The sequence below is a fragment of the Streptomyces sp. NPDC002574 genome (assembly GCF_042889545.1).
Classification (GTDB): Bacteria; Actinomycetota; Actinomycetes; order Streptomycetales; family Streptomycetaceae; genus Actinacidiphila.
The window spans coordinates 1-21,160 of the sequence record NZ_JBIARB010000011.1 but is presented as its reverse complement, the minus strand read 5'-3'; the positions used below and the strand labels follow the sequence as shown (position 1 = coordinate 21,160).

Here is a 21,160-nt window from a genome sequence, read left to right as displayed (position 1 = left end):
GGACGACCGTGCGGGCCCCCCGTCCTCCGGGGCGCCCGCGCGGTTCGCCGCTCCTGACGTGTCAGGTGGGTCAGGAGCGGGCGACGGCCGTGCGCGTGTCGCCCTGGGCCTGGGCGAGACGCTCGGCGGCCTCCTCGGCGGTGAAGCCGGCGAGGAGCATGACGATGGCGGTCTTGGCGTGGCCGCCCGCCGCGTCGAGGGCCTGGGCGGCGGTGTCCGCGTCGGCGCCGGTGGCCTGGGACACCATGCGGCGGGCGCGGTCCACGAGCTTGTCGTTGGTGGCCCGCACGTCGACCATCAGGTTCCCGTAGACCTTGCCCAGACGCACCATCGAGGCGGTCGAGAGCATGTTGCAGACCATCTTCTCCGCGGTGCCCCCCTTGAGGCGGGTCGAGCCGGTGAGGATCTCGGGTCCGGTGGGCACCTCGATCGGGATGTCGGCGTAGCGGCTGACGAGGGCGTCGCGGTTGCAGGCCACCGACACCGTGACGGCGCCGGCGGCCGCGGCGTGCTGCAGACCGCCGACGACGTAGGGGGTGCGGCCGCTCGCGGCGAGGCCGACGACCGTGTCCCGCTCGTTCACGCCGATCTCGTCGAGGTCCGTGACCGCTCGCCCGGGCTCGTCCTCGGCGCCCTCGACCGCGACGATGAAGGCGCCCGGCCCGCCGGAGAGCAGACCCACCACCTGCTCGGGCGAGGTGCCGAAGGTGGGCGGGCACTCGACGGCGTCGAGCAGGCCGATGCGGCCGCTGGTGCCGGCGCCGATGTAGATCAGCCGGCCGCCCCGGCGCAGCGACTCGGTGATCGCCTCGACGGCGTCACCGATCTGCGGGAGCGCGTCGCGAACCGTGAGGGCGACGGTCTGGTCCTCGGCGTTCATGACAGAGAGCAGTTCGGAGACCGGCATGCGGTCCAGTTCGGCGGTCCGGTCGTTGCGGGTCTCGGTGCCGAGAGTGCCGAGTGTGGTGAGGTCCACGGCGCGGTCGTCCTTTCAGGGGTGGTGCTCAGGGGTGGTGCTCGGGGGATGGCCCGCGGTCAGTCGGCGGCCGGGGTGCGGCGCGGCGGCTGAGGGCGTTTGCGGCGCTGGACAGCCCCGTAGGTCTTCTGCAGGGCGGCGGTCGTGGCGTCGTAGGAACGCTGGGCCACGCCGACGAACAGGCAGTCGATGAGCGCGAGTTGGGCGATACGGCTGACGGTCGCGCCGGACCGGAAGGGGGTCTCCCGGGCGCAGGTCGTCAGCACGAGGTCCGCGCTCTCCGCCAGGGTGGAGCGCGCGACGTTGGTGAGGGCGATGGTGGTGGCGCCGCGTTCGGCGGCGGCCTGGAGGGGTTCGACGGTGTCCTCGGTCTCCCCGGAGTGGGAGATGGCCAGGGCCACGTCCCCGGGGCCGAGCAGGGCCGTCGCGGTGAGGGCCGAGTGCCGGTCGGTCCAGATGAAGGCCATGTGGCCGATGCGGTGCAGCTTCTGGTGCAGGTCCTGGCCGACGAAGGCGCTGGCGCCGATGCCGAAGATGTCGATGCGCCGGGCGCCCGCGACGGCGTCGACCGCGCGGCCCAGGGCCTCGATGTCGAGCTCGGCCCCGGAGTCCTCCAGGGCGCGGACCTCGTTGTAGACGATCTTGCTGACGATCTGGTCGAGCGTGTCGGTGGCGCTGATGTCGGTGCCTGGGGCCGGACGCTCGCCGCCGAGCGCGTGCTCGCGGGCGGCGGCCGCGGCCAGCGCCAGGCGCAACTGCGGGTAGTTGGTGATCCCTATCGCACGGCAGAACCGCATCACCGTGGCGACCGAGGTGTCGGCCCGCTCGCCCAGGGCGCTGATGGACAGCTCGGACGCCTGGCCGGGGTCGGCCAGGACGGCGTCGGCCACCCGGCGTTCCGAAGGAGCCAGGGACGGCAGCGCCGCGCGGATACGCGCCAAGGTGCCGCCGGCGGCGTCGTCCGCCGACTGTGCCGGTGTGCGGGGTGGTTCCTGGCGGGCCATGGGCCGGGTCCCTCCTGGTGGGGTGGGCGACACATTAACCACCCATCTGGGGTGCGTCAAAAATTTACGAATCGCATTACGTGAAGTTACTTATTGACATACGCAGGTCGGCCTTCCGATACTCGCTGCACCGCGATCCGCGCCGGTCACCCGGCCTTCCGGCTGTCCCGTGACTGCCCGACGCGTCGGATCCCTGCAGACACGAAGGCGTGCCGAATGACAGCAGCAGTGGCGGTGGACCTGGGCAAGACCGGCTGCCGTGCCGTGCTGTGGATGGGCGGCGCCGGCCCCGCCCACGACGTCCACGAGGTGCCCGGAGCCCCCGGGCTCGCCGCCGACAACGGCGTGGCCGCGGCCCGTGCCGCGGTCCGCGCAGCCGTCCTTCCGTTGCTCCCGCTCCTCCAGGGCGAGCACGGCGGCCGGCTGGACGCGGTCTGCGTGGGCGCGGCCGGGGCGGCGACCGCCCCGGAGGCGGCCCGTGCCCTGGCCGGACTGCTCCTGGAGGACCTGCCCGCCGATGAGGTGGCCGTCACCAGCGACGCCGTCACCGCTCACGCGGGCGCCCTCGGCGGCCGCCCCGGTGTGGTGCTGGCCATCGGCACCGGCTCCGTCGCCATCGGCATCGGGGACGACGGCTCGTACGCCCGCGTCGACGGCTGGGGACCCTGGCTCGGTGACGAGGGCAGCGGGTCCTGGATCGGCGCCGCGGGCCTGCGGGCCGCGCTCCGCGCCCACGACGGTCGCGGACCTCGCACCGCGCTGCTCGCCGCCGCCGTCGAGCGCTTCGGCGACCCCGACCGGTTGCCCTCGGCCCTGGGCCGGGACGGCAACCCCGCACGTACCGCGGCGTCCTTCGCCCCGCAAGTGGCCCGCGCCGCCGCCGCGGGCGACGACGCCGCCACCACGATCGTCCGTGACGCAGCCGCCGCCCTCGGCGAGGCCGCGCTCACGGCCGCCCGCCGCATCGCCGGCGGCGACGCCCTCCCGGTCACCATCACCGGCGGACTGACCGGTCTCGGCGAACCGCTCACCGGGCCGCTCACCGCGGCACTCACCGGTTCCTCGCGCCCCCTGCACCTGCGCCCCCCGCTCGGGGACCCGCTGGACGGCGCACGCCTGCTGGCGCTCGACGCCTCGGCACCGCACGAACCCCACGTCGTCCGCCTGCGGCGGACGACGGCCTTCCCCACTGTCCCCACCCCGCCGGTGACCTCGCCGGCCGTAATTCAGGAGTGAGCGTGCGCCAACTCGACCTCGTGGTGGTCGTCGTCTATCTGATCGCGATCGCCGTGATCGGACTGCGGAAGGCCGGACGACAGAAAACGGCGAAGGACTACTTCGTCGGCGAAGGCCACATGCCGTGGTGGACCGTCTCGTTCTCCGTCGTGGCGACCGAGACCAGCGTGCTCACCGTGATCAGCGTGCCCGGCGGCGCCTACAGCGGCCAGGGCTTCGGCAACGTCGAACTCGCCCTCGGCTACGTGATCGGCCGTGTGATCGTGGCCACCGTGCTGATCCCCTTGTACAAGCGCGGCGGATTCGTCAGCGCCTACCAGTACCTGGGCAGCAGATTCGGGCTGAAACTGCAGGGCCTGGCCTCGGTGACGTTCGTCTTCACCCGGCTCCTGGCCGAGGGCGTCCGGCTGTTCGCCTCGGCGATCCCGATCAAGCTGCTGCTCGACGAGTTCGGTGTGCACGCCGACTACCGCGTCATCATCATCGTGCTCACCGTCATCACCGTGATCTACACCTACCTCGGCGGCATCAAGGCGGTCATCTGGACCGACGCCATCCAGATGGGCCTGTACCTGGGCGGTGCGATCCTCGCCATCGCCGTGCTCTCCGGCCACGTCGGCGGCGCCGGCTTCTCCGACGCCCTGCACTCGGGCCACTTCAAGCTCTTCGACACCAACTTCGACTTCGCGCACATCCTCACCAGCCCGTTCGCCCTGCCGACCGCGATCATCGGCGGCGCGATCTTCGCAATGGCCAGCCACGGCTCCGACCAGCTGATCGTCCAGCGCATCCTGACCACCCGCACGCTGCGTGACGGCCAGAAGGCCATGATCGCCTCCGGCATCTTCGTCACCATCCAGTTCGCGGCCTTCTCGCTGGTCGGCGCGCTGCTGTGGTCGTACAACAAGGGCAAGGGCTTCGCGGACCTGGGTCTGGCCAGCTCCGACAACCTCTACCCGAACTTCATCCTGCACGGCCTGCCCGTGGTGATCTCGGGCCTGCTGGTGGCCGGCATCCTCGGCGCCGCGATGGGCTCGCTGTCCTCCGCGCTGAACTCCATGTCGAACTCGACGGTGTCCGACATCATCCACAGCTTCTTCCGCACCTCGCCCTCCGAGGAGTCCCTGCTCAAGCTCGCCCGGGTGATGACCCTGGTGTGGGCGGTGCTCATGGCCGTCTTCGCCTGCGCCTTCAGCGCGAACACGGGCAACGTCTACCTGACCGGTCTGACCATCGCGGGCTACACCTACGGCGCGCTGCTCGGCGCGTTCCTGCTCGGACGGCTCATCCGGCGCGCCAACGAGATCGACTCCATCGTCGCGTTCCTGGTGACGGTGGGTGTGATGACGTACATCGTGCGCGGTGTGAAGATCGACGTCACCGTGGCCGGCGCCACCGTGCCGACGGCGATCGCCGCGCAGTGGCTGGTGCCGATCGGCGTGGTGGTCACCCTGGTCGTCGGCGGTGTGATGAGTCTGTTCCACCGGGCCCCGGAGACCAACGCGCTCCCCGCGGCCGACGCCGAGCCGGGTTCCGGCCCGGACCGCGTCGCGGCGGCCGCCGGCCGGGAGTGACGACGCCCCACCCGTGAAGTGCGGGGCCGCCCACCAGGGCGGCCCCGCGCACCCCCCGTTCAGCACCAGCAAAAGGACAAAGGGAGAAGCCATGCCGAACCGGCCCGGCCCGCGGCACCCGCGTCAGGAGGCACCGTGCGTGTGATCGGCCTCATGTCAGGTACCTCCTACGACGCCATCGAGGCGGCCGCCGCCGACCTCACCCTGGACGGCGACACCCTGCTCCTGCGGCCGCTCGGCCACCTCTCGGTGTCCTACACCGACGACCTGCGGGACCTGATCTCCGCCACGCTGCCCCCGGCGGCCACGACGACGCAGGACATCTGCGCCCTCGACACCGGCATCGGCCAGGCCTTCGCCGGCGCCGCCGGACGGGCCCTTCGCGAACTGTGCGACGGCGCCGCCGACCTCGTGGTCTCGCACGGCCAGACCATGCACCACTGGGTCGAGGACGGCGCCGTCCGCGGCACGCTCCAGCTCGGCCAGCCCGCCTGGATCGCCGAGGCCACGGGCCTGCCCGTCGTCTCCGACCTGCGCAGCCGGGACGTCGCCGCGGGCGGCCAGGGCGCCCCGCTGGTCGGCATGACCGACGCCCTGCTGCTGCGCGCCCTGCCGGGCACGCCCGCGGCGCTGAACCTCGGCGGCATCGCCAATGTCACCGTCGTCGCCCCCGGTGCCGAGCCGCTGGCCTTCGACACCGGCCCCGCCAACGCCCTGCTGGACGCCGCGGTGCGGCACTTCACCGACGGCGCGGCCGCGTACGACGAGGACGGGCGCAGGGCCGCGGCCGGCCGGACCGTCCCCGAACTGCTCGCGCTGCTCCTGGACGACCCCTACTACCGCAGGCCCGCCCCGAAGAGCACCGGCAAGGAGCTCTTCCACCTGCCCTACCTGCAGCGGGCCCTGGACGCGCTGCCCGCGCCCGGCCCGGGCCCGGACGACGTCCTGGCCACCCTGACCCGGCTCACCGCCGTCACCGTGGCCGACGCCTGCCGCGCCCACGGCGTCACCGAGCTCGTCGTCTCGGGCGGCGGCGTCCGCAACCCGGTGCTGATGGCCATGATCGCCGAGGAGCTCCCGGGCGTACCGCTGCGCCCCAGCGACGACCTGGGGCTGCCCTCGGACGCCAAGGAGGCGCTGGCCTTCGCGGTACTGGGCCTCCTCACCGTCAACGGCCTGCCCGGCGCGCTGCCCTCGGGCACCGGTGCCCGCCGTGCCACGCTGCTCGGCAGCATCACCCCCGGGCTGACGCCGTTGCGCCTGCCCGAACCCGCCGAGCAGGCGCCCCGCCTGCTGCGTATCACCGGCCCCGCCGGCTGACCGCCCCGCCGCGCACCCACCGCGTCCGTCCCAGCACCCCAGGACCCGAGGACCGAGACCCATGAGCCGCTCCGCCGCCACATCCCGCACCGCGTCGCCCACCGGGGACCGGGCCCCCGACCTGGCCGGGCTCCTGGCCTCGTGCGTGAGCGACCCGGCCAGGGTCAGCACCGAGGTCCCCCGCAGGGTCGCGGCCGCCCACGACGCGTCGCCGTACCTGTTCACCCCGCAGGCCGTCGTCCGGGCGGCGTCCGCCGCCGAGGTGGGCGCCCTGATGGCCGGGGCGCGCGCGGCGGGCCTGCCGCTGACCCTGCGTTCGGGCGGCACCAGCCTGGCGGGGCAGGCGGGCGGCGACGGGATCCTGGTGGACGTCCGCAGCCACTGGCGGACCGCGGAAGTGCTGGACGAGGGGCAGCGCATCCGGCTGCAACCCGGACTGACGGTGCGTCAGGCCAATGCGCGGCTCGCCCGCCACGGGCGCCGGCTCGGACCCGACCCGGCCAGCGAGAGCGCGTGCACCATCGGCGGACTCGTCGCCAACAACTCCAGCGGCATGAACTGCGGTACGCAGGACAACGCCTACCGCACCATGGAGTCGCTGCAGTTCGTGCTGCCCTCCGGCACCGTCGTCGACACCGCGGCCCCCGACGCGGACGAGGCGCTGCGCGCCCGCGAGCCCGAACTCCACGCCGGACTGCTCCGGCTGCGCGACCGGGTCCGCGACTCGGCCGGATCCCGCGCCACCATCGAGCGGCTGTTCGCGATGAAGAACACCATGGGCTACGGCCTCAACTCGTTCCTGGACCACTCCGGCCCGGCCGACATCCTCGCCCACCTCATGATCGGCAGCGAGGGCACCCTCGGGTTCGTCGGCGAGGCCGTCTTCCGTACCGTCCCCCTCCTGCCGCACACCGCCACCGGCCTCCTCGTGCTGCCCGGCCTGGCCGAGGCCACCGACACCCTGCCCGCCCTGCTGGCCGCCGGCGCCCGCACCGCGGAACTGCTCGACGCCGCGTCGCTGCGCGTGGCCCAGCAGTCCCCGGACCCGGTGGACGAACTGCGCGGACTGCGCGTGGAACACCACGCCGCCCTGCTGGTCGAGTTCGCCGAGGACAGCGCCGAACTGCTGGAGGAACGGGTCGCGGCCGCGCAGCCGGTCCTGGACCGCCTGCCCGCCGTCACCGGGACCGCGCTCGTCCGCGACGCGCGGGTCCGGGCCCGGCTCTGGCACCTGCGCAAGGGCCTCTACACCGCCGTCGCCGGCGCGCGCCGCCCCGGTACCACGGCGCTGCTGGAGGACATCGCGGTGCCCATGGAGCGGCTGACCGGCACCTGCGAGGGCCTGATCGGCCTGTTCGACCGGCACGGCTACCAGGACGCGGTGATCTTCGGCCACGCCCGCGACGGCAACCTGCACTTCATGCTCACCCAGGACTTCGACTCGTCCCCGGAGATCGAGCGCTACGCCCGGTTCACCGACGCCATGGTCGACCTGGTCCTGGACGCCGGCGGCACCCTCAAGGCCGAGCACGGCACCGGCCGCGCCATGGCGCCCTTCGTCCGGCGCCAGTACGGCGACGAACTGTACGACGTCATGCGCGAGCTCAAGAAGCTGTGCGACCCGCACAACGTGCTCAACCCGGGCGTGCTGCTGGAGGACGACGAGGCCGCGCACCTGCGCAACCTCAAGAGCGTCCCGCAGGTCGACCCGGCCGTGGACGCCTGCGTGGAGTGCGGCTACTGCGAGCCCGTCTGCCCCACCGCCGACGCGACCACGACGCCGCGCCAACGCATCGCGCTGAGCCGGGAGATCGCGCTCGCCACCGCCGCCGGTGACGAGGAACGCCGTCGCGCCCTGGAGGCCGACTACGCCTACGCCGCCGTCGACAGCTGCGCCGCCGACAGCCTCTGCGTCACCGCCTGTCCCGTGACCATCGACACCGGCGCGGTCATGAAGCGCCTGCGCGCCGAACGCCACAGCCCCGCGGCGCAGAAGGCCGGGGACGCCACAGCCCGGCACTGGGGAACCGCGGTCAAGGGCGTACGGGCGGCGCTGAACACCGCGCACGTGCTGCCGGCCCCGGCCCTGCGCGCCGCCACCGGCGCGATCCGGCGACTCGGCGCGGGGGAACTTGTCCCCACCTGGGCCGACGACATCCCGCGCGGCGGACCGGCCCGCCCCGCGGCGCGGCGCCCCGAGGACGCCCGAGCGGTGTTCTTCGCCGCCTGCATCGGCAGCGTCTTCGCCCCGGAAGGGGCCTCCGACGGATCGCCCGGCTCGGCCGCCGCCTTCCTGCGGCTGTGCGAGCGCGCGGGCGTCGCCGTGACCGTCCCCGACGGGCTGGCCGATCTGTGCTGCGGCACCCCCTGGCAGTCCAAGGGCTACACCGACGGGCACCGCACCATGGCAGCCCGCACCCTGGACGTGCTCTGGGAGGCCAGCGACCACGGCCGGCTGCCGGTGGTCAGCGACGCCTCCTCCTGCACGCACGGCCTGGAGCAACTGCCCGGCGTCCTGCCGGAGTCGGACCGCGCCCGCTTCGCCGCGCTGCGCTTCGTGGACAGCGTGGCCTTTACCGCCGAGCACCTGCTCCCCGCGCTGCCCGAGGCCCGGCGCCTGGGTACTCTCGCCCTGCACCCGACCTGCTCCACCGCGCACCTGGGCATCGACGGCGCCCTGCGCACCGTCGCGGCGGCCGTGAGCGAAGAGGTCACCGTGCCGGACAACTGGGGCTGCTGCGCCTTCGCGGGCGACCGCGGCCTGCTCCACCCGGAGATCACCGCGTCGGCGACCGCCGCCCAGGCCGCCGAGATCACCGCGGGCACGTACGACGCGTACGCCTCCTGCAACCGCACCTGCGAGATGGGCATGAGCCGGGCGACCGGCCGCCCGTACCGGCACGTGCTGGAGCTCCTCGACGAGGCCACCGCCTGAGGCAGGCCCCCGCACCTGCCGGTACGGGCGGCCGACCTCGTGTGACGACCGGTCAGGCGCGGTGCGGGCGGGTCGGGTTGCCGCGCGGGGCGAGGGTGGCGTTGGGGAGCTCGGGGGCCGGGAGGCGCTCCCCGGGGTAGCCCTCGACGGCGCCGAAACGGCCGCTCTCGCTCTGCCACGCCTCACGGGCCCGGACGATGTCGTCGTGGGAGCGGCCGATGAAGTTCCACCACATCACGATCTGCTCTCCGAACGGCGTCCCGCCGAGCAGGACCGTCCGGGCCGGGGTGTCACCGGTGTTGGTGAGCGTCAGCGTGGCGTTCCCGGTCTCCAGGTAACCGAGTTCGGCGGGGCGCAGCACCGTCCCTTCCATCCGCACCTCGCCGCTGTCCACGAGCAGGCCGTGCTCGAACGCGGGGTCGATGGCGAGGGTGACGGTCGCGTGCGGCCGGAGCGTGAGTTCGGCGCCGAGCAGCGGGGTGTGGGTGGGGACGGGCGAGGTGTCGCCGGCCAGGGAGCCGAGGAAGACCCTTGCCTCGCCGCCGTCGAGGGCGACGGGACGGGGGACGTGGTGCTGGAAGGCGCTGGGCGCGTTCCGGTCGGCCTCGGGCAGCGCCACCCACAGCTGGACGCCGTGCAGGACGGTCGTGTCCGGGGTGGAGACCTCGGAGTGGCAGATCCCGTGTCCGCCGGTCATCAGGTTGAGCTCGCCCGGGCGCACGTACGCCAGCGTGCCCAGGCTGTCGCGGTGCTCGATCTCGCCGGTGAAGAGCCAGCTCACCGTCTGCAGTCCGGTGTGGGGGTGCGGCGCCACGTCCATCCCGCCGCTGTCGGCGACGTTGTCGGGGCCGTAGTGGTCGGCGAAGCACCAGGCGCCGATCAGGGACCGCGCCCGCTGCGGGAGGGTGCGGCGGACGGTCATCGCTCGCGGGCCGCCGAGGGGCACGTCCCTGGGGGTGAAGACGTCCACCGGCGACGTGCGCCGCCCGTTCCCCTCCGCGCCGGATTCACCGTGCGGCGCGGTGGGGTCGACCTCGGTGGTGCTCATCGTGTGACGCCCCTCTCAGCGTTATGTTCCACGTTCAACTATCATCCTCGATCGTAGGGGACAACGCACCCGGCATGCCGAAGGAGCCCAGGTGAGCGAGGTGACGCAGGCCACCACGAGCCGGCGGATATTCATCGACAAGCAGACACCGCAGTCCTACCGCGCCATGCGCGACGCCGCGGAGACGATCCGGGGCGCGGCGGCGGACGCCGGGCTCGACCGCGTACTCGTGGAACTGATCAATCTGCGCGTCTCCCAGATCAACGCCTGCGCCTACTGCCTGAACGTCCACACCAGGGCCGCACTGCGCGCCGGCGAGGACCCGCAGCGGCTGGGAGTGCTGCCCGCGTGGCGGGACACGGAGCTCTTCACCCCGCGGGAGCGGGCCGCGCTCGCGCTGGCCGAGGCGACCACCAGCCCCGCGGACACCGCCGTCGCGGACGAGGCCTACGCCGGGGCCCGCGAGGTGCTGACCGACGACGAGATCTCCGCGGTGATCTGGGTGGCCATCACCATCAACGCGTTCAACCGCGTGTCCATCATGAGCAAGCACCCGGTACGGCCGCTGCCCGGGCAGTGAGCCCGGCCCCGGCCCCGGATTGGACTGGCGCGTCCTGAAACCGGGACGGAGAATGACGCCATGACCCCACGACTCACGGCCAAGGGGGCCGCCACCCGGCAGCGGATCATCGAGGGCGCGGCCACGGTGATCCGTGAGCGGGGCCCGGGCGAGACGACCCTGGACGACATCCGCGGCCGCACCGCGACGAGCAAGAGCCAGCTCTTCCACTACTTCCCCGGCGGCCGCGAGGAGTTGCTGCTCGCGGTGGCGTCCCACGAGGCGGCACGGGTGCTGTCCGACCAGCAGCCGTACCTGGGCGAGCTCACCTCGTGGCAGGCGTGGGAGCGGTGGCGCGAGGCCGTCATCGACCGCTACCGCGAGCAGGGGCCGCGCTGCCCGCTGGGCGTGCTCACCTCCGAGCTGAGCCGTACCACCCCCGGCGCCCAGGCCGTGACCCGGGAGCTGCTCGCGTCCTGGGAGTCCGACATCACCGCCGGCATCCGGAGCATGCAGGAGCAGGGCGAGATCCCGGCATCCCTGGACGCGAGCAGGGCCGGCGCGGCCCTGCTCGCGGGCATCCAGGGAGGGGTGTCCATCCTCATGGCGACCGGCTCGCTCACGCACCTCAAGGCCGCGCTCGACATGGGCATCGCCCAGCTCCGCGCGGAGCCGTCGGCGCCGGCTGTCCCGTGCGGGGCGTGAGCGCGAAAGCGAACTGTCCGGTCCGGTGGCGACCGGACCGGGCAGTCCTCACAGCCGTGCTCTAGGGGGCCGGATAGTCCGTGACGTACACCGGCGAACCGATTCTTGTCGTGTCCGCAGGGTCGCCCACGCCGTTGACGACGTGGTCGAGGGTTCCGGCGGCGAGGTTGACGGTCATGATGTGGTGCAGCCTGACCCCCGGCGTCTGCGGGACCTCGAAGCCGTTCTCGGTGTGGATCGCCGGGTTGTTCTGGTTGAAGACGTAGGCGCCGCCGCCGTACAGGTGGTGCGACTTCACGTCGTCGTCGACCTTGTAGGCCGCCCAGCCCTCGGTCTGGCCGTTCATCCAGTCGGCCTGCGTCGGCGGGTCGTACGGCAACTCGTTCTGGTACAGGATCGTCGTGCCGTCGTCGCCGTTCCACACGGTGTTGTACTGCTGGAAGTGCTCGACGAACAGGCCCGTCGCGGTCACGCGGTCACCGTTGATGACGACGCCGTTGCGACCGATGTTGGTGTTCCAGCGTTCGGTGTCGGTCAGCCCCTCCACCCCGTGGTCGGCCCGCCACACCCAGGTGTGATCGATGATCACGTCGTCGCTGTTGACCTGGAGCGCGACGTCGGCCTTGCCGACGTGCGGTCCGCCGACGCGGAAGTACACGTCGGACAGGGTCGTCGGGTCGTCCGCCGAGCTCTTGTGGTTGTTGCCGGGCTTCTTGCCCACCTGCAGCAGGACGGGCGATTCCTTCGGGCCCGCGTCGATCGTGACACCGGCGATGACGGTTCCGGGAACGTCGGAGACCTCGACCGGCGTCGCGCCGTTGACGGCGGTGAGGGTCGCGTGTCCGATGCCGAGGACCACCGTGTCGGCCCGTTTGATCCTGATGGTCGACGCGATGTCGTACACGCCGGGTGTGAGCAGCAGGTTCTTGCCCTGTGACAGCGCCTTGTTCATGTCGTGCACCGAGTCCGACGGGGTCGCGACGAAGAAGTCGCCGATCGGTATGGTGCGGCCCGGTGTGATGCCGTCGGCCCACGAGACGCCCCGGCTGTTCTTTTGGGCGGAGGGCACGCGGACGTTGTACGTGCCGTCCGTGCCGACGAACAGGTACGGCTTCTCGCGGCTCACCGGCGTGGTGTCGAGCGTGGTGTAGGGCGGGTTCGGGAAGCCGGTTTCCGCCGGAGCGCCGACGACCCCCGAGAAGACCTGGTTCCACACGCCGTTGGACCAGCCGGCGACCTCGCTGTTGCGGGTGAGCCACTGCTGCTGCGATCCGCTGGTGACGGAGGGCAGCTTGGAATCGGCGATGAAGCCGCCGCTCGCGTACTGCGGTCCGGCGCTGCAGTAGTCCATCAGCGAGAGGTTGCCGCCGCTGATGTCCAGACGGCGCATGGACACGGCCTGGGAGACGGCCCAGAAGTCGGCCGATGCCTGGCAGCCGCCCTGGCCGGTCGCGTTGATCCTGATCGACAGATTGGAAAGGGTCCGCCAGAAGTTGACCAGAGCAAGGCAGTTGCTCGTCCCGCCACCCTCCAGGCAGCGGTTGTAGACCTCGACCTTGCCGTTGATGACGACATCGGAGGGTGAGGCACCCAGGCCGGCGATCTCGGTGTAGTAGCCGACCTTGACCTGGAGCGGGTGCTGCGCGGTGCCGTACGTGCCGGGCTTGAAGAGGTATGCGTGACGCGTCGTGCCCATCTCGTTGTCGACCTGGGCGGCGTTGGCGGCGTCGAGGGTCGCCTGGATCTCGCTGACCGGCATGCTCGGATCGAAGACGGTGACGTTGGCTCCGAGGCCTGTCGTGCCGGGGGCCGGCGCGTCGGCGACGGCGGCCGGTCCGGTCGTCACGACGCAGGCGGCCAGTATGGCCCCGAGCGCGAGAACCCGGCCGAACAGACGGCGGGTGGGGCGGTGGGAGGGGTGACCCGAAGTGCCACGAGGCAGGGTCGGCATAAGGTGTTTCCTTTCCGCTGGGCGCGGGGCTGGGCGGGTGGCAAGGTGAGTGGCCGGCATGCGGGCGGTGGTACGCGGGGCGTGCTTCCCGGGCTCCGAGAGCGCTCTCTCGGTGGGGACGACTCACCAAGGGTCATCTGTCTGCCTCCTCGGGGGCGCCGATCGGACATCGCGGGCGGCTGAGGTGCCGGGATTGCCCACAGCGCGGCAAGCCATGCGTTGCGTGAAGTTCTACTGTGTGAACCTGTCAATCCGCTACATTTGCGCAGCCCAAGATTCCTGCGGTCCGCGGGCGTCGGCCCGGCCCGGCGGGGCGCGCGAGCCGCCGGTTCAGTGCCACCCTCGTGACATGGAAGGTGTCTCGATCCGCCCGGCCCGGCCGGAGGAACTCCCGTCGCTCGACGCGTTGGTGCTGCGCTCGAAGTCGCACTGGACCGGTGGCCGCGCGGCGGACGTCCCCGCCGTGACGCCGAAGCTCACGGCAGCGGACATCACGTCCCGGCACGCCACCGTCGCCGAGAAGGACGGTGTCCCCGTGGGCTTCTACACCCTCAACGAGCACGCCGACTACCTCGGGATCGGGCTGTTCTTCGTCGACCGCCCGTTCATCGGCGCCGGTGTCGGGCGCCTGCTCTGGGACGACCTGGTCCGGCGCGCCGTCACGCTCGGCGCGCGGCTGCTCGGCGTCGGCGCGGAGCCGCGTGCCGAGGGTTTCTACCAGCGGATGGGCATGGTCACCCGGCACGACGTCGAGCACAACGGCGAGCGCTTGATCTGGATGACGGGCGTTGTCGCCGCGGTGCCGAAGTGACGGTCGCGCCGGTCCGCGACGCGATGGGTCCGGCTCGGGCCGCCGCGCACGGGCAGGCGGCTACCGTGCCACGCGGTGGCGGAGGTGGACGACCCCCGAATTGAACGTGCGGGTCTCGACGAGTTCGAGGTCCACCCGGCGCTCGTGCCGGGGAAAGAACGGAATGCCTTCGCCGACCAGTACGGAGCAGACCCTGGTCCGGCATTCGTCGATCAGGCCCAACTCGGCGGCCTCGGCGGCGAGAGTCGCGCCGCCGATCGCGATGGCCCCGCCCTTCCGCTCGGCGCGCGAGCGCCCGATCTCCCGGCCAGGCCGCCGGAAGCCGGGCGGGCATGGCCCTGCACCGCCGACAACGTGTGGAGAACACCACCTTGGGGAGTGGCTTCCATAGCGCGACCGCCGGGAGGCGACCGCCTCAGCCGGACCGCGTTCCGGTCCTCATCGGTCGCTGTCCGCGATCCGGCTCATGAGCGCGGCCGCCTTCAGCAGGGTCTTGCGCTCATTGGCCCGCACCAGTGTTCTCAGCGCCTCCTCCAGCCAGGCCTCACGCGCGGCCGGAATGGTCTCGATGAGTCGTCGCCCCTCGGCGGTCGCGGAGATGAGCGTCCTGCGCCGGTCCGCGGGGTCCTCGCTGGAGGTGACGAGCCCGCCGGCGCGCAGCGCGGAGACGGTCTCGGCCATCGACTGGCGCCGTACGTGTTCCGCCGCCGCCAGCGCTTTGACCATGATCGGACCCTCGTCGACGATGCGCGACAAGGTGGTGAGCTGCGACCAGGACCACCGCGCCTCGCCGAGCGCCGATTCGGCGCGGAGCCGGGCCCGCAGGCGCGTCATCGCCTTCACCAGTTCCGCGGCGGTCTTGGCTTCCGATGTCGATGAGCTGCCCACCGGTCCAGGGTAGCCGGTGGGCAGGCCGCCTGCCTGTGTGGTGCTAGGAGCCCAGCTGCGTGATGTCCCGCGAGTGCAGCACGTGGGGACCGGCGCCCTCGAGCCGGACGGTGGCGAGCATCGCGCGCCCGAGGTGTTCGGTGCTCGTCACGTACCGGGGCGTCACGCGACGCAGCAGCGGATAGAGCCACGAGGTGAGCCGGTAGAACAGCCGGTACGCCCTCGTTCCCGAGGTCTCGCCGTGCACGGGCTGGATCCATCCGGGGCGGAAGGCGTAGGCGCGCATGTCCATGGCCAGCAGGGCGTTCTCCGTCCGGCCCTTGACCCGGGCCCAGGAAGTGCGCCCCTGTTCGGTGCTGTCGGTGCCTTCCCCCGACACGTACACGAAGGTCACCCGCGGATTGCCGGCGGCGACGACCTCGGCGGCCGCCAAGGTATAGGTGTACGTGATGGTCTCGTACTCCGCCGCGCTGCGCCCCGCCGAGGAGACCCCCAGGCAGTAGAAGCACGCATCGGCCCCCGCCAGCTCCGCCGCGATCGCGGTGAGGTCGCTGAAGTCGGCATGGATCACTGCGCGCAGCTTGCCGGCGTTCCGGCCGAGGGGACGGCGGACGACAGCGACGACCTCCGTGACGCCGGGGTCCTCCAGGCAGGCGCGGAGCACTCCCTGGCCGACCATGCCCGACGCCCCGAACAGAATCACCTTCACGCGGACACTCCTTCCCGGGATATTATACAAGTGTATAAGAGTCGGTCGACGGGAGGACAAGGCACTGAGCGGCCGGATCGACCCCCGCATCACCAGGACGACCCGGGCCTTCGAGCAGGCCGTCGTGGAACTCGCCTCCGCGCGTCCGGTGTCCCGGATCGGCGTCGCCGAACTCGCCGAGCGCGCCGGAGTCACCCGGGCGACCTTCTACAACCGGTACAGCACGCCGCTCGAGGTGCTGATCCATGTCCTCGACGCCGATCTGGACCGCGGCCACCGCCTGGAGGACGAGAGGGCGCGGAGCGGACACTCGGCCGCTGAACTGCTCCGGCTGACCGTCGCGGAGGTGGGGGACCACGTCGAGCGGTTCCGGGCGGTCTACAGCCTCTCCCTCGGGGACCCGGCGGACAGCGGCGTCTACGCGGGGCTGGTGCGCCACTTCAGCGAGTACGCCTTGGCCTTCATGGCGCACTGCGACCGCTCAGTGCTCCCCGATGCCAACCCCCAGGTGATCGCCCAGTTCGTGGCCCACGGTTTCGCGGGCGCCATCAAGGCGTGGCTCGACGATCCCGCGATCACCAAGGACGACATGGTCGACGCCGCCGTGGCAGCGGCTCCCGCGTGGTGGGCGCCCGGCTGCCTGCCCCGCATCCCCTGACCCTGACCGTGACGGACGGGCCTCGCGTCGTATCGTGCACCGCGACGCGATGAGTTCGGCCCCGGCCGGCGGTCCTCCGTTCGCAGGGGGATCGGCGTCCGACCGATCATGACGAGCCACGGGCCGACAGGAGACCTTCGAACGATGACCGACGAGGACGTGATCGTGGACCAGGGGAGGGGCGGCGCCGGGCTGTGGCCCCTGGTCGAGGCGGAGCGGGCGGCGCTGGCGGCCGATCTGGCCGGGCTGGACGACGAGGGGTGGGCGACGCCCTCCCTGTGCGAGGGGCTGACGGTGCGCGAGGTACTGGCGCACATCACCGCGTCGGCGCGGCTCTCGCCCGTGCGGTGGATGGCCGGGGTGATCCGCTGCCGCTTCGACTTCGACCGGATGGTCGCCATGCGGCTCGCCGAGCAGCTGGGCGCGACACCGGCCGGGACGCTGGAGCGGTTCCGGCGGGCGGTGCCGAGCAGGACCAAGCCGCCGGTGCCCGTCGTGGCCCTGCTCGGCGAGGTGATCGTGCACGGGGAGGACATCCGGCGCCCCTTGGGGCTGCGCCGCGATCACCCGATCGGGACGCTCACCCACGTCGCCGCGCACTACCAGGGCTCGGACATGGTGGTGCTCGCCAAGGGCCGGATCGGTGGTCTGCGGCTCGTCGCGGACGACGGGCCCTTCACCAGTGGTTCCGGGGCGCTGGTGTCCGGCCCGACGATCTCCCTCGTGATGGCCATGACCGGGCGTGCGGCGTACTGCGACGACCTGACGGGCGACGGGGTCGCGGTCCTGCGCGAGCGCTGCGCGGGGGCCTGACCGGTCCCGCCGCGGGCGCGCGGCCCGCGGCGGGAGCGGGAACTCAGCTGTGCGAGACCGTGAGGCCGTAGAAGGCGACGCGTGCGCCCTTGGTGGTGCTGTCCGAGGACGACTGGTTGTACGAGCCGGCCTTGAAGTACTGCTTGTACGGGTCGAAGGACGACGGGATCGCGTAGTGCGTGGTGCTCCCGTTGACCGTCAGGTCGATGGTGTGGCCGCCGGAGACACCGATGGTGTACGTCCACGTCTTGCCGACGGACACATGGCCGACGGTGTGCAGCGTCTGGCCGCCGGAGGGCGAGTTCTCCGTGCCCAGCACGATCTCGCCGCTGGAGCGGTAGTAGAGCTCCAGCAGCGGCTTGGTGGACGAGCCGCCCGAGCCGAGGTGGATCTGCCCGACGCAGACGTTGGAGGTCACCGAGACCACGCGCAGTGTCGCGTTCATGCGGTGGGTGCCGCTGAGGGACCAGTCCGCGGCGCTGCCGCTGCGGTTCATCTCGCGCAGCTCGGAGCGGGCGTAGTTGGAGTTGGGCGTGGTGACGCCCTTCTCCGGCGCCCAGAAGGTCATCGCGCCGTCGCGGGTGTCGGTGTAGAAGTACGAGTCCTGGTAGCCGTTGGCGCCTTGGAGCCGGGACGAGGAGATGGTGGTCGGCGAGCCCGGGGAGCCGACCGGCTCCTGGAGCTGCCAGACCGAGAGGTCGAAGTTGCCGCCGGGGGCGACCTTGGGGTCGGCGGCGAAGGCGGGGCCGCTGCCGATGACGACGGTCGCGACGGCCAGGGAGGCGAGGAGCGTACGCACACGCATGGGGGGACCTCCTGCGAGATCGGGGCGTTCACTTATATGAACCATGTATGTGGACGTGAACGCCGGGTTACGTCGAGACGGTAGGGCTGTGGCGTGCCCGCGTCAAGGTCTGTACCAATTGCCGCCCCGCCAGGGCACGGCGGCCGTAAGCTGGTGGCCATCATGCCCGCGGTCGAAGTCGTCCAGCTCCTGGTCTCGCCCGTGCACCGGTACATGGGGCGGCCGTCCGACGGGCCGTCCCCGGCGCACGACGGCGAACTCGTGGCGCGCGCCGAGGTACGGGCGAACCTCGGCCTCGTGGGGGACCGCTACTACGCGAGGCCCGCACACCGCGACGCCGCGGTCACACTCATGGCCGCGGAGAACCTCCCCGTGGACATCGACCCGGACGTCGACCTCCGCCAGGCGCGCCGCAACGTGCTGCTGCGCGGAGTCGACATCGACGCACTCGTCGGCGAGACCGTCTCGCTCGACACCGGCGCCGGACCGGTCCTGCTGGCCGTACGGCGCCCCGCCCGGCCGTGCGCGTGGATGGACGCCGTCATCGGTCCCGGCGCGCAACGCGCGCTGCGCGGCAAGGGCGGTGTGCGCTGCACACCGCTGACGGACGGGGTACTCACCGTCGGGCCCGCCGAGTTCGAGGTCGTACCGCCGTCCCCACCGGGGTGACCGCCGGTGCGCGCCGGTCTGCCGGGACAATCGCAGGACCGCGGGCACGGGTGCCGCGGACGCCGCTGAAGAGGGAGGAAACGCCGTGCCGCCGACGTCGAGGCCGCTGCGCAAGCTGGGCTTCCTGACCATCGGGCTGTTCGACGAGGCCGACCCTCGCCGCGGCCACCAGTCCACGCTGGAGATCATCGGACTGGGGGAGCGGCTGGGCTTCGACAGCGCCTGGGTGCGCCACCGCCACCTGCAGTACGGCATCTCCTCTCCCGTCGCCGTGCTGGCGGCCGCCTCGCAGCGGACCAGCCGCATCGAACTCGGCACCGCCGTCATCCCGCTCGGCTGGGAGAACCCGCTGCGGCTGGCCGAGGACCTGGCCACGGTGGACCTGCTGTCCGGCGGCCGCCTCAACCCGGGCGTCAGCGTGGGCCCGCCGATGCACTACGACGAGGTCAAGCACGCGCTCTACCCCGACACCGCCGACCAGGAGGACTTCGGCCACACCCGCGTGGAGCGCCTGCTGGACTTCGTCCGCGGCAAGCCGGCCACCGACTTCAGCGGTGTCGAGGGCATCGAGGTGTTCTCCGACCGCGTCCAGCCGTACTCCCCGGGGCTGGGGCGGCGCATGTGGTACGGCGGGGGGAGCCTGCGGTCGGCGCAGTGGGCCGGTGAGCACGGCATGAACTTCCTGACCAGCAGCGTGGTGAAGGCCGAGGAGCCGGGGGCGTCGGTAGACTTCGCGGCGGTGCAGCTCTCGCACATCCGCGCCTTCCGGGACCGTCACCCCGACGGCGAAAGTGCCCGCGTCTCGCAGGGGCTCGTCGTCGTGCCCACCGACAGCGCGACGGCGGAACAGCGCGCCAAGTACGCCGCCTACGCCGCGGCCCGTCTGCCGCGCACGGCCGCGCCGCAGGGGCCCGCGCGCCTGATGTTCGCCCCGGACCTCGTGGGGACGTCCGACGAGATCGCCGAGCGGCTGACGGCGCACGCGGCCTTCCGTGAGGTGGACGAGGTGGCGTTCGCCCTGCCGTTCAGCTTCGAGCACGAGGACTACGTCCAGATCCTCACCGACATCGCCACCCGGCTCGGGCCGGCGCTGGGTTGGTGCTCCGCCGCATGACTCCGCCCTCATGACTCCGCCCGTGGGCGGCCCGGTCGATAGGGGCCGTCCACGGGCGGAAGGGAGTGGTGGTGCTCAGCAGTAGAGGTTGTTGCCCGGGCTGACCCCGAGGATCCCCGTGAACTGCTGGTACGCGCTCACCCGGCTCTGGACCTGCGCCGGGTTGCGCCCGTCGCACTCCAGCGAGCCGTTGATGGAGCGGATCGTCTGGCCGAAGCCCGCCTGGTTCACCATCGCGTTGTGCGGCGTCATGGTGCCGGGGCCGCTCTGCGTGTTCCAGTACCACAGGCCGGTCTTCCAGGCGACGGCCGAATCCTGCTCGACGCGCCAGGGGTTGCCCAGCAGGTCGATGCCCAGGGCGTCACCGGCGGCCTTGTAGTTGAAGTTCCAGCTGAGCTGGATCGGGCCGCGGCCGTAGTAGGCGGACTGGCCGGCCGGACAGCCGTAGGGCTGGCCCCAGTCGCAGTAGTGCGAGTAGTTGGCGGTGTTCTGCTCCACCACGTAGACCAGGCCGCCGGTCTCGTGGTTGACGTTGGCGAGGAAGGCCGCGGCCTCCTGCTTCTTCACCGTGTCACTGCCGCTGTTGGCGAAGCCGGGGTACGCCGACAGGGCCGCGACCAGGCCGCTGTAGGTGTAGAAGCCGTTCCTGTTCGGGAACATCTGGTTGAACTGGCCCTCGCTGACCACGAATCCGGACGGGTTGCCCGGGTTGCCGCCGCCGCCCGCCGGGGCGTTCCACTTCTGGTTGGCCCCGCCGGTGCAGGTCCAGATCTGCAGCCGGGTGCCGTTGGCGGAGTTGTTCTCGCGCACGTCCAGGCACTTGTTGGCCGCGGGGTTCACGATGTCGTGGGCCGCGGTGACCACCCACTGCTGGTTGGCGCCGCCGGAGCAGTCCCACAGCTGGACCGCCGCGCCGTCGGCGGTGCTGCGGTCCACGACGTCCAGGCACTTCCCGAGCGCCCGCAGGGTGCCGTCGCCGGAGTTCGACCAGCGCTGCGCGTTGGTGCCGTTGCAGTCGTAGAGCTGTACGGCGGTGCCGTTGGCGCTGTTGGCGCCCGCCACGTCGACACACTTGCCGGCCAGTCCGGAGATCTGGCCGTCGGCCGCGTGCGCGGGGGGCGCGGCCACGAACAGCGCGGAGAGGATCGCGGTGACAACGGCCGTGACCAGGGAACGTCCCACGGCGGCCCGCCGGAAGGAGGGGCGTCTGGCAAGTCTGGTGGACAACGACATCGGGGCATCGCTCCTTACACGGCTCGCGGCCGTGGCGGTGGGGGAGGGAGCTGTGGAGGAGGGGGGGCGGGCCGCCGCCCGGCGCGGGCGCCGCGCCCACACGGGGTGAAGACGCAAGCGTGTTTGGGGGGCCCCGCACACCCCCCGCACGC

19 protein-coding genes and 1 pseudogene are annotated in these 21,160 nt (G+C 72.2%); 11 read left to right on the top strand and 9 right to left on the bottom strand.

The genetic code is table 11. The features are described 5' to 3' along the window. Positions 1-70: 70 nt before the first annotated feature. Together murQ and ACFYXS_RS26255 are read right to left on the bottom strand one after the other, a co-directional pair. Positions 71-976, bottom strand: coding sequence for an N-acetylmuramic acid 6-phosphate etherase (gene murQ, locus ACFYXS_RS26260; RefSeq protein WP_389252347.1), 906 nt, complete (start codon positions 974-976; stop codon positions 71-73). Between the two features lie 59 nt (positions 977-1,035). Further along, positions 1,036-1,980, bottom strand: coding sequence for a MurR/RpiR family transcriptional regulator (locus tag ACFYXS_RS26255; protein ID WP_389252345.1), 945 nt, complete (start codon positions 1,978-1,980; stop codon positions 1,036-1,038). 216 nt (positions 1,981-2,196) lie between these two features. Here ACFYXS_RS26255 and ACFYXS_RS26250 point away from each other — a divergent pair, with 216 nt between their 5' ends. The 4 genes from ACFYXS_RS26250 to ACFYXS_RS26235 all read left to right on the top strand — a co-directional run bounded on the left by ACFYXS_RS26250 (position 2,197) and on the right by ACFYXS_RS26235 (position 9,045). After that, a complete protein-coding gene (locus ACFYXS_RS26250) occupies positions 2,197-3,216 on the top strand; it encodes an N-acetylglucosamine kinase (protein WP_389252343.1) in 1,020 nt (339 codons plus the stop codon). 2 nt (positions 3,217-3,218) lie between these two features. Then, complete coding sequence (locus ACFYXS_RS26245) at positions 3,219-4,790, top strand: sodium:solute symporter (RefSeq protein ID WP_389252341.1); 1,572 nt, start codon at positions 3,219-3,221, stop codon at positions 4,788-4,790. A gap of 135 nt (positions 4,791-4,925) precedes the next feature. After that, positions 4,926-6,110, top strand: coding sequence for an anhydro-N-acetylmuramic acid kinase (locus ACFYXS_RS26240; protein WP_389252339.1), 1,185 nt, complete (start codon positions 4,926-4,928; stop codon positions 6,108-6,110). A 61-nt stretch (positions 6,111-6,171) separates the two neighbouring features. Continuing rightward, the gene (locus ACFYXS_RS26235) at positions 6,172-9,045 is read left to right on the top strand and encodes an FAD-binding and (Fe-S)-binding domain-containing protein (RefSeq protein WP_389252337.1); all 2,874 of its coding nucleotides are present in this window, start codon (positions 6,172-6,174) and stop codon (positions 9,043-9,045) included. Positions 9,046-9,097: 52 nt separating this feature from the next. Here the strand turns inward: ACFYXS_RS26235 and ACFYXS_RS26230 are convergent, their stop codons facing one another. Continuing rightward, positions 9,098-10,093, bottom strand: a complete 996-nt coding sequence (locus tag ACFYXS_RS26230; RefSeq protein ID WP_389252335.1) for a pirin family protein — start codon at positions 10,091-10,093, stop codon at positions 9,098-9,100. Positions 10,094-10,184: 91 nt separating this feature from the next. Between ACFYXS_RS26230 and ACFYXS_RS26225 the strand changes: the two genes are divergently transcribed. Both ACFYXS_RS26225 and ACFYXS_RS26220 read left to right on the top strand, forming a co-directional pair. Further along, on the top strand, positions 10,185-10,673 hold the full coding sequence (locus tag ACFYXS_RS26225) for a carboxymuconolactone decarboxylase family protein (protein WP_389252333.1): 489 nt from the start codon (positions 10,185-10,187) through the stop codon (positions 10,671-10,673). A 60-nt stretch (positions 10,674-10,733) separates the two neighbouring features. After that, the gene (locus tag ACFYXS_RS26220; RefSeq protein ID WP_389252331.1) at positions 10,734-11,357 is read left to right on the top strand and encodes a TetR/AcrR family transcriptional regulator; all 624 of its coding nucleotides are present in this window, start codon (positions 10,734-10,736) and stop codon (positions 11,355-11,357) included. Positions 11,358-11,418: 61 nt separating this feature from the next. On the opposite strand, the gene ACFYXS_RS26215 is transcribed toward ACFYXS_RS26220, so the two are convergent. Beyond that, a complete protein-coding gene (locus ACFYXS_RS26215) occupies positions 11,419-13,308 on the bottom strand; it encodes a hypothetical protein (protein ID WP_389252329.1) in 1,890 nt (629 codons plus the stop codon). A gap of 349 nt (positions 13,309-13,657) precedes the next feature. On the opposite strand from ACFYXS_RS26215, the gene ACFYXS_RS26210 reads away from it, so the two are divergent. Continuing rightward, positions 13,658-14,119 carry a GNAT family N-acetyltransferase gene (locus ACFYXS_RS26210; RefSeq protein ID WP_389252327.1) on the top strand — a complete coding sequence of 154 codons (462 nt, stop codon included), beginning with the start codon at positions 13,658-13,660 and terminating at the stop codon, positions 14,117-14,119. Positions 14,120-14,179: 60 nt separating this feature from the next. On the opposite strand, the pseudogene ACFYXS_RS26205 reads toward ACFYXS_RS26210, so the two are convergent. The 3 genes and pseudogenes from ACFYXS_RS26205 to ACFYXS_RS26195 form a co-directional block, all read right to left on the bottom strand. Beyond that, a pseudogene (locus ACFYXS_RS26205) lies at positions 14,180-14,513 on the bottom strand (dihydrofolate reductase family protein); the annotation flags it as partial. Positions 14,514-14,557: 44 nt separating this feature from the next. Continuing rightward, the gene (locus tag ACFYXS_RS26200) at positions 14,558-15,007 is read right to left on the bottom strand and encodes a MarR family winged helix-turn-helix transcriptional regulator (RefSeq protein ID WP_389252325.1); all 450 of its coding nucleotides are present in this window, start codon (positions 15,005-15,007) and stop codon (positions 14,558-14,560) included. A 43-nt stretch (positions 15,008-15,050) separates the two neighbouring features. After that, on the bottom strand, positions 15,051-15,716 hold the full coding sequence (locus tag ACFYXS_RS26195; protein ID WP_389252323.1) for an NAD(P)H-binding protein: 666 nt from the start codon (positions 15,714-15,716) through the stop codon (positions 15,051-15,053). Here ACFYXS_RS26195 and ACFYXS_RS26190 point away from each other — a divergent pair. Both ACFYXS_RS26190 and ACFYXS_RS26185 read left to right on the top strand, forming a co-directional pair. Beyond that, entirely contained in the window at positions 15,685-16,374 is a 690-nt protein-coding gene (locus ACFYXS_RS26190; RefSeq protein ID WP_389252321.1) for a TetR/AcrR family transcriptional regulator, read from the top strand. The two genes, ACFYXS_RS26195 and ACFYXS_RS26190, sit on opposite strands and share 32 nt — an antisense overlap. Before the next feature lie 144 nt (positions 16,375-16,518). Further along, a complete protein-coding gene (locus ACFYXS_RS26185) occupies positions 16,519-17,187 on the top strand; it encodes a maleylpyruvate isomerase family mycothiol-dependent enzyme (RefSeq protein ID WP_389252319.1) in 669 nt (222 codons plus the stop codon). A gap of 43 nt (positions 17,188-17,230) precedes the next feature. Here ACFYXS_RS26185 and ACFYXS_RS26180 read toward each other — a convergent pair whose 3' ends face one another. Then, complete coding sequence (locus ACFYXS_RS26180; RefSeq protein WP_389252317.1) at positions 17,231-17,992, bottom strand: polysaccharide lyase family 7 protein; 762 nt, start codon at positions 17,990-17,992, stop codon at positions 17,231-17,233. 162 nt (positions 17,993-18,154) lie between these two features. Here ACFYXS_RS26180 and ACFYXS_RS26175 point away from each other — a divergent pair, with 162 nt between their 5' ends. Both ACFYXS_RS26175 and ACFYXS_RS26170 read left to right on the top strand, forming a co-directional pair. Next, on the top strand, positions 18,155-18,661 hold the full coding sequence (locus ACFYXS_RS26175) for a molybdenum cofactor biosysynthesis protein (protein WP_389252315.1): 507 nt from the start codon (positions 18,155-18,157) through the stop codon (positions 18,659-18,661). Positions 18,662-18,746: 85 nt separating this feature from the next. Next, on the top strand, positions 18,747-19,775 hold the full coding sequence (locus ACFYXS_RS26170; protein WP_389252313.1) for an LLM class flavin-dependent oxidoreductase: 1,029 nt from the start codon (positions 18,747-18,749) through the stop codon (positions 19,773-19,775). Between the two features lie 75 nt (positions 19,776-19,850). Here ACFYXS_RS26170 and ACFYXS_RS26165 read toward each other — a convergent pair whose 3' ends face one another. Further along, the gene (locus tag ACFYXS_RS26165) at positions 19,851-21,008 is read right to left on the bottom strand and encodes a lectin (protein WP_389252311.1); all 1,158 of its coding nucleotides are present in this window, start codon (positions 21,006-21,008) and stop codon (positions 19,851-19,853) included. Between the last annotated feature and the right edge of the window lie 152 nt (positions 21,009-21,160).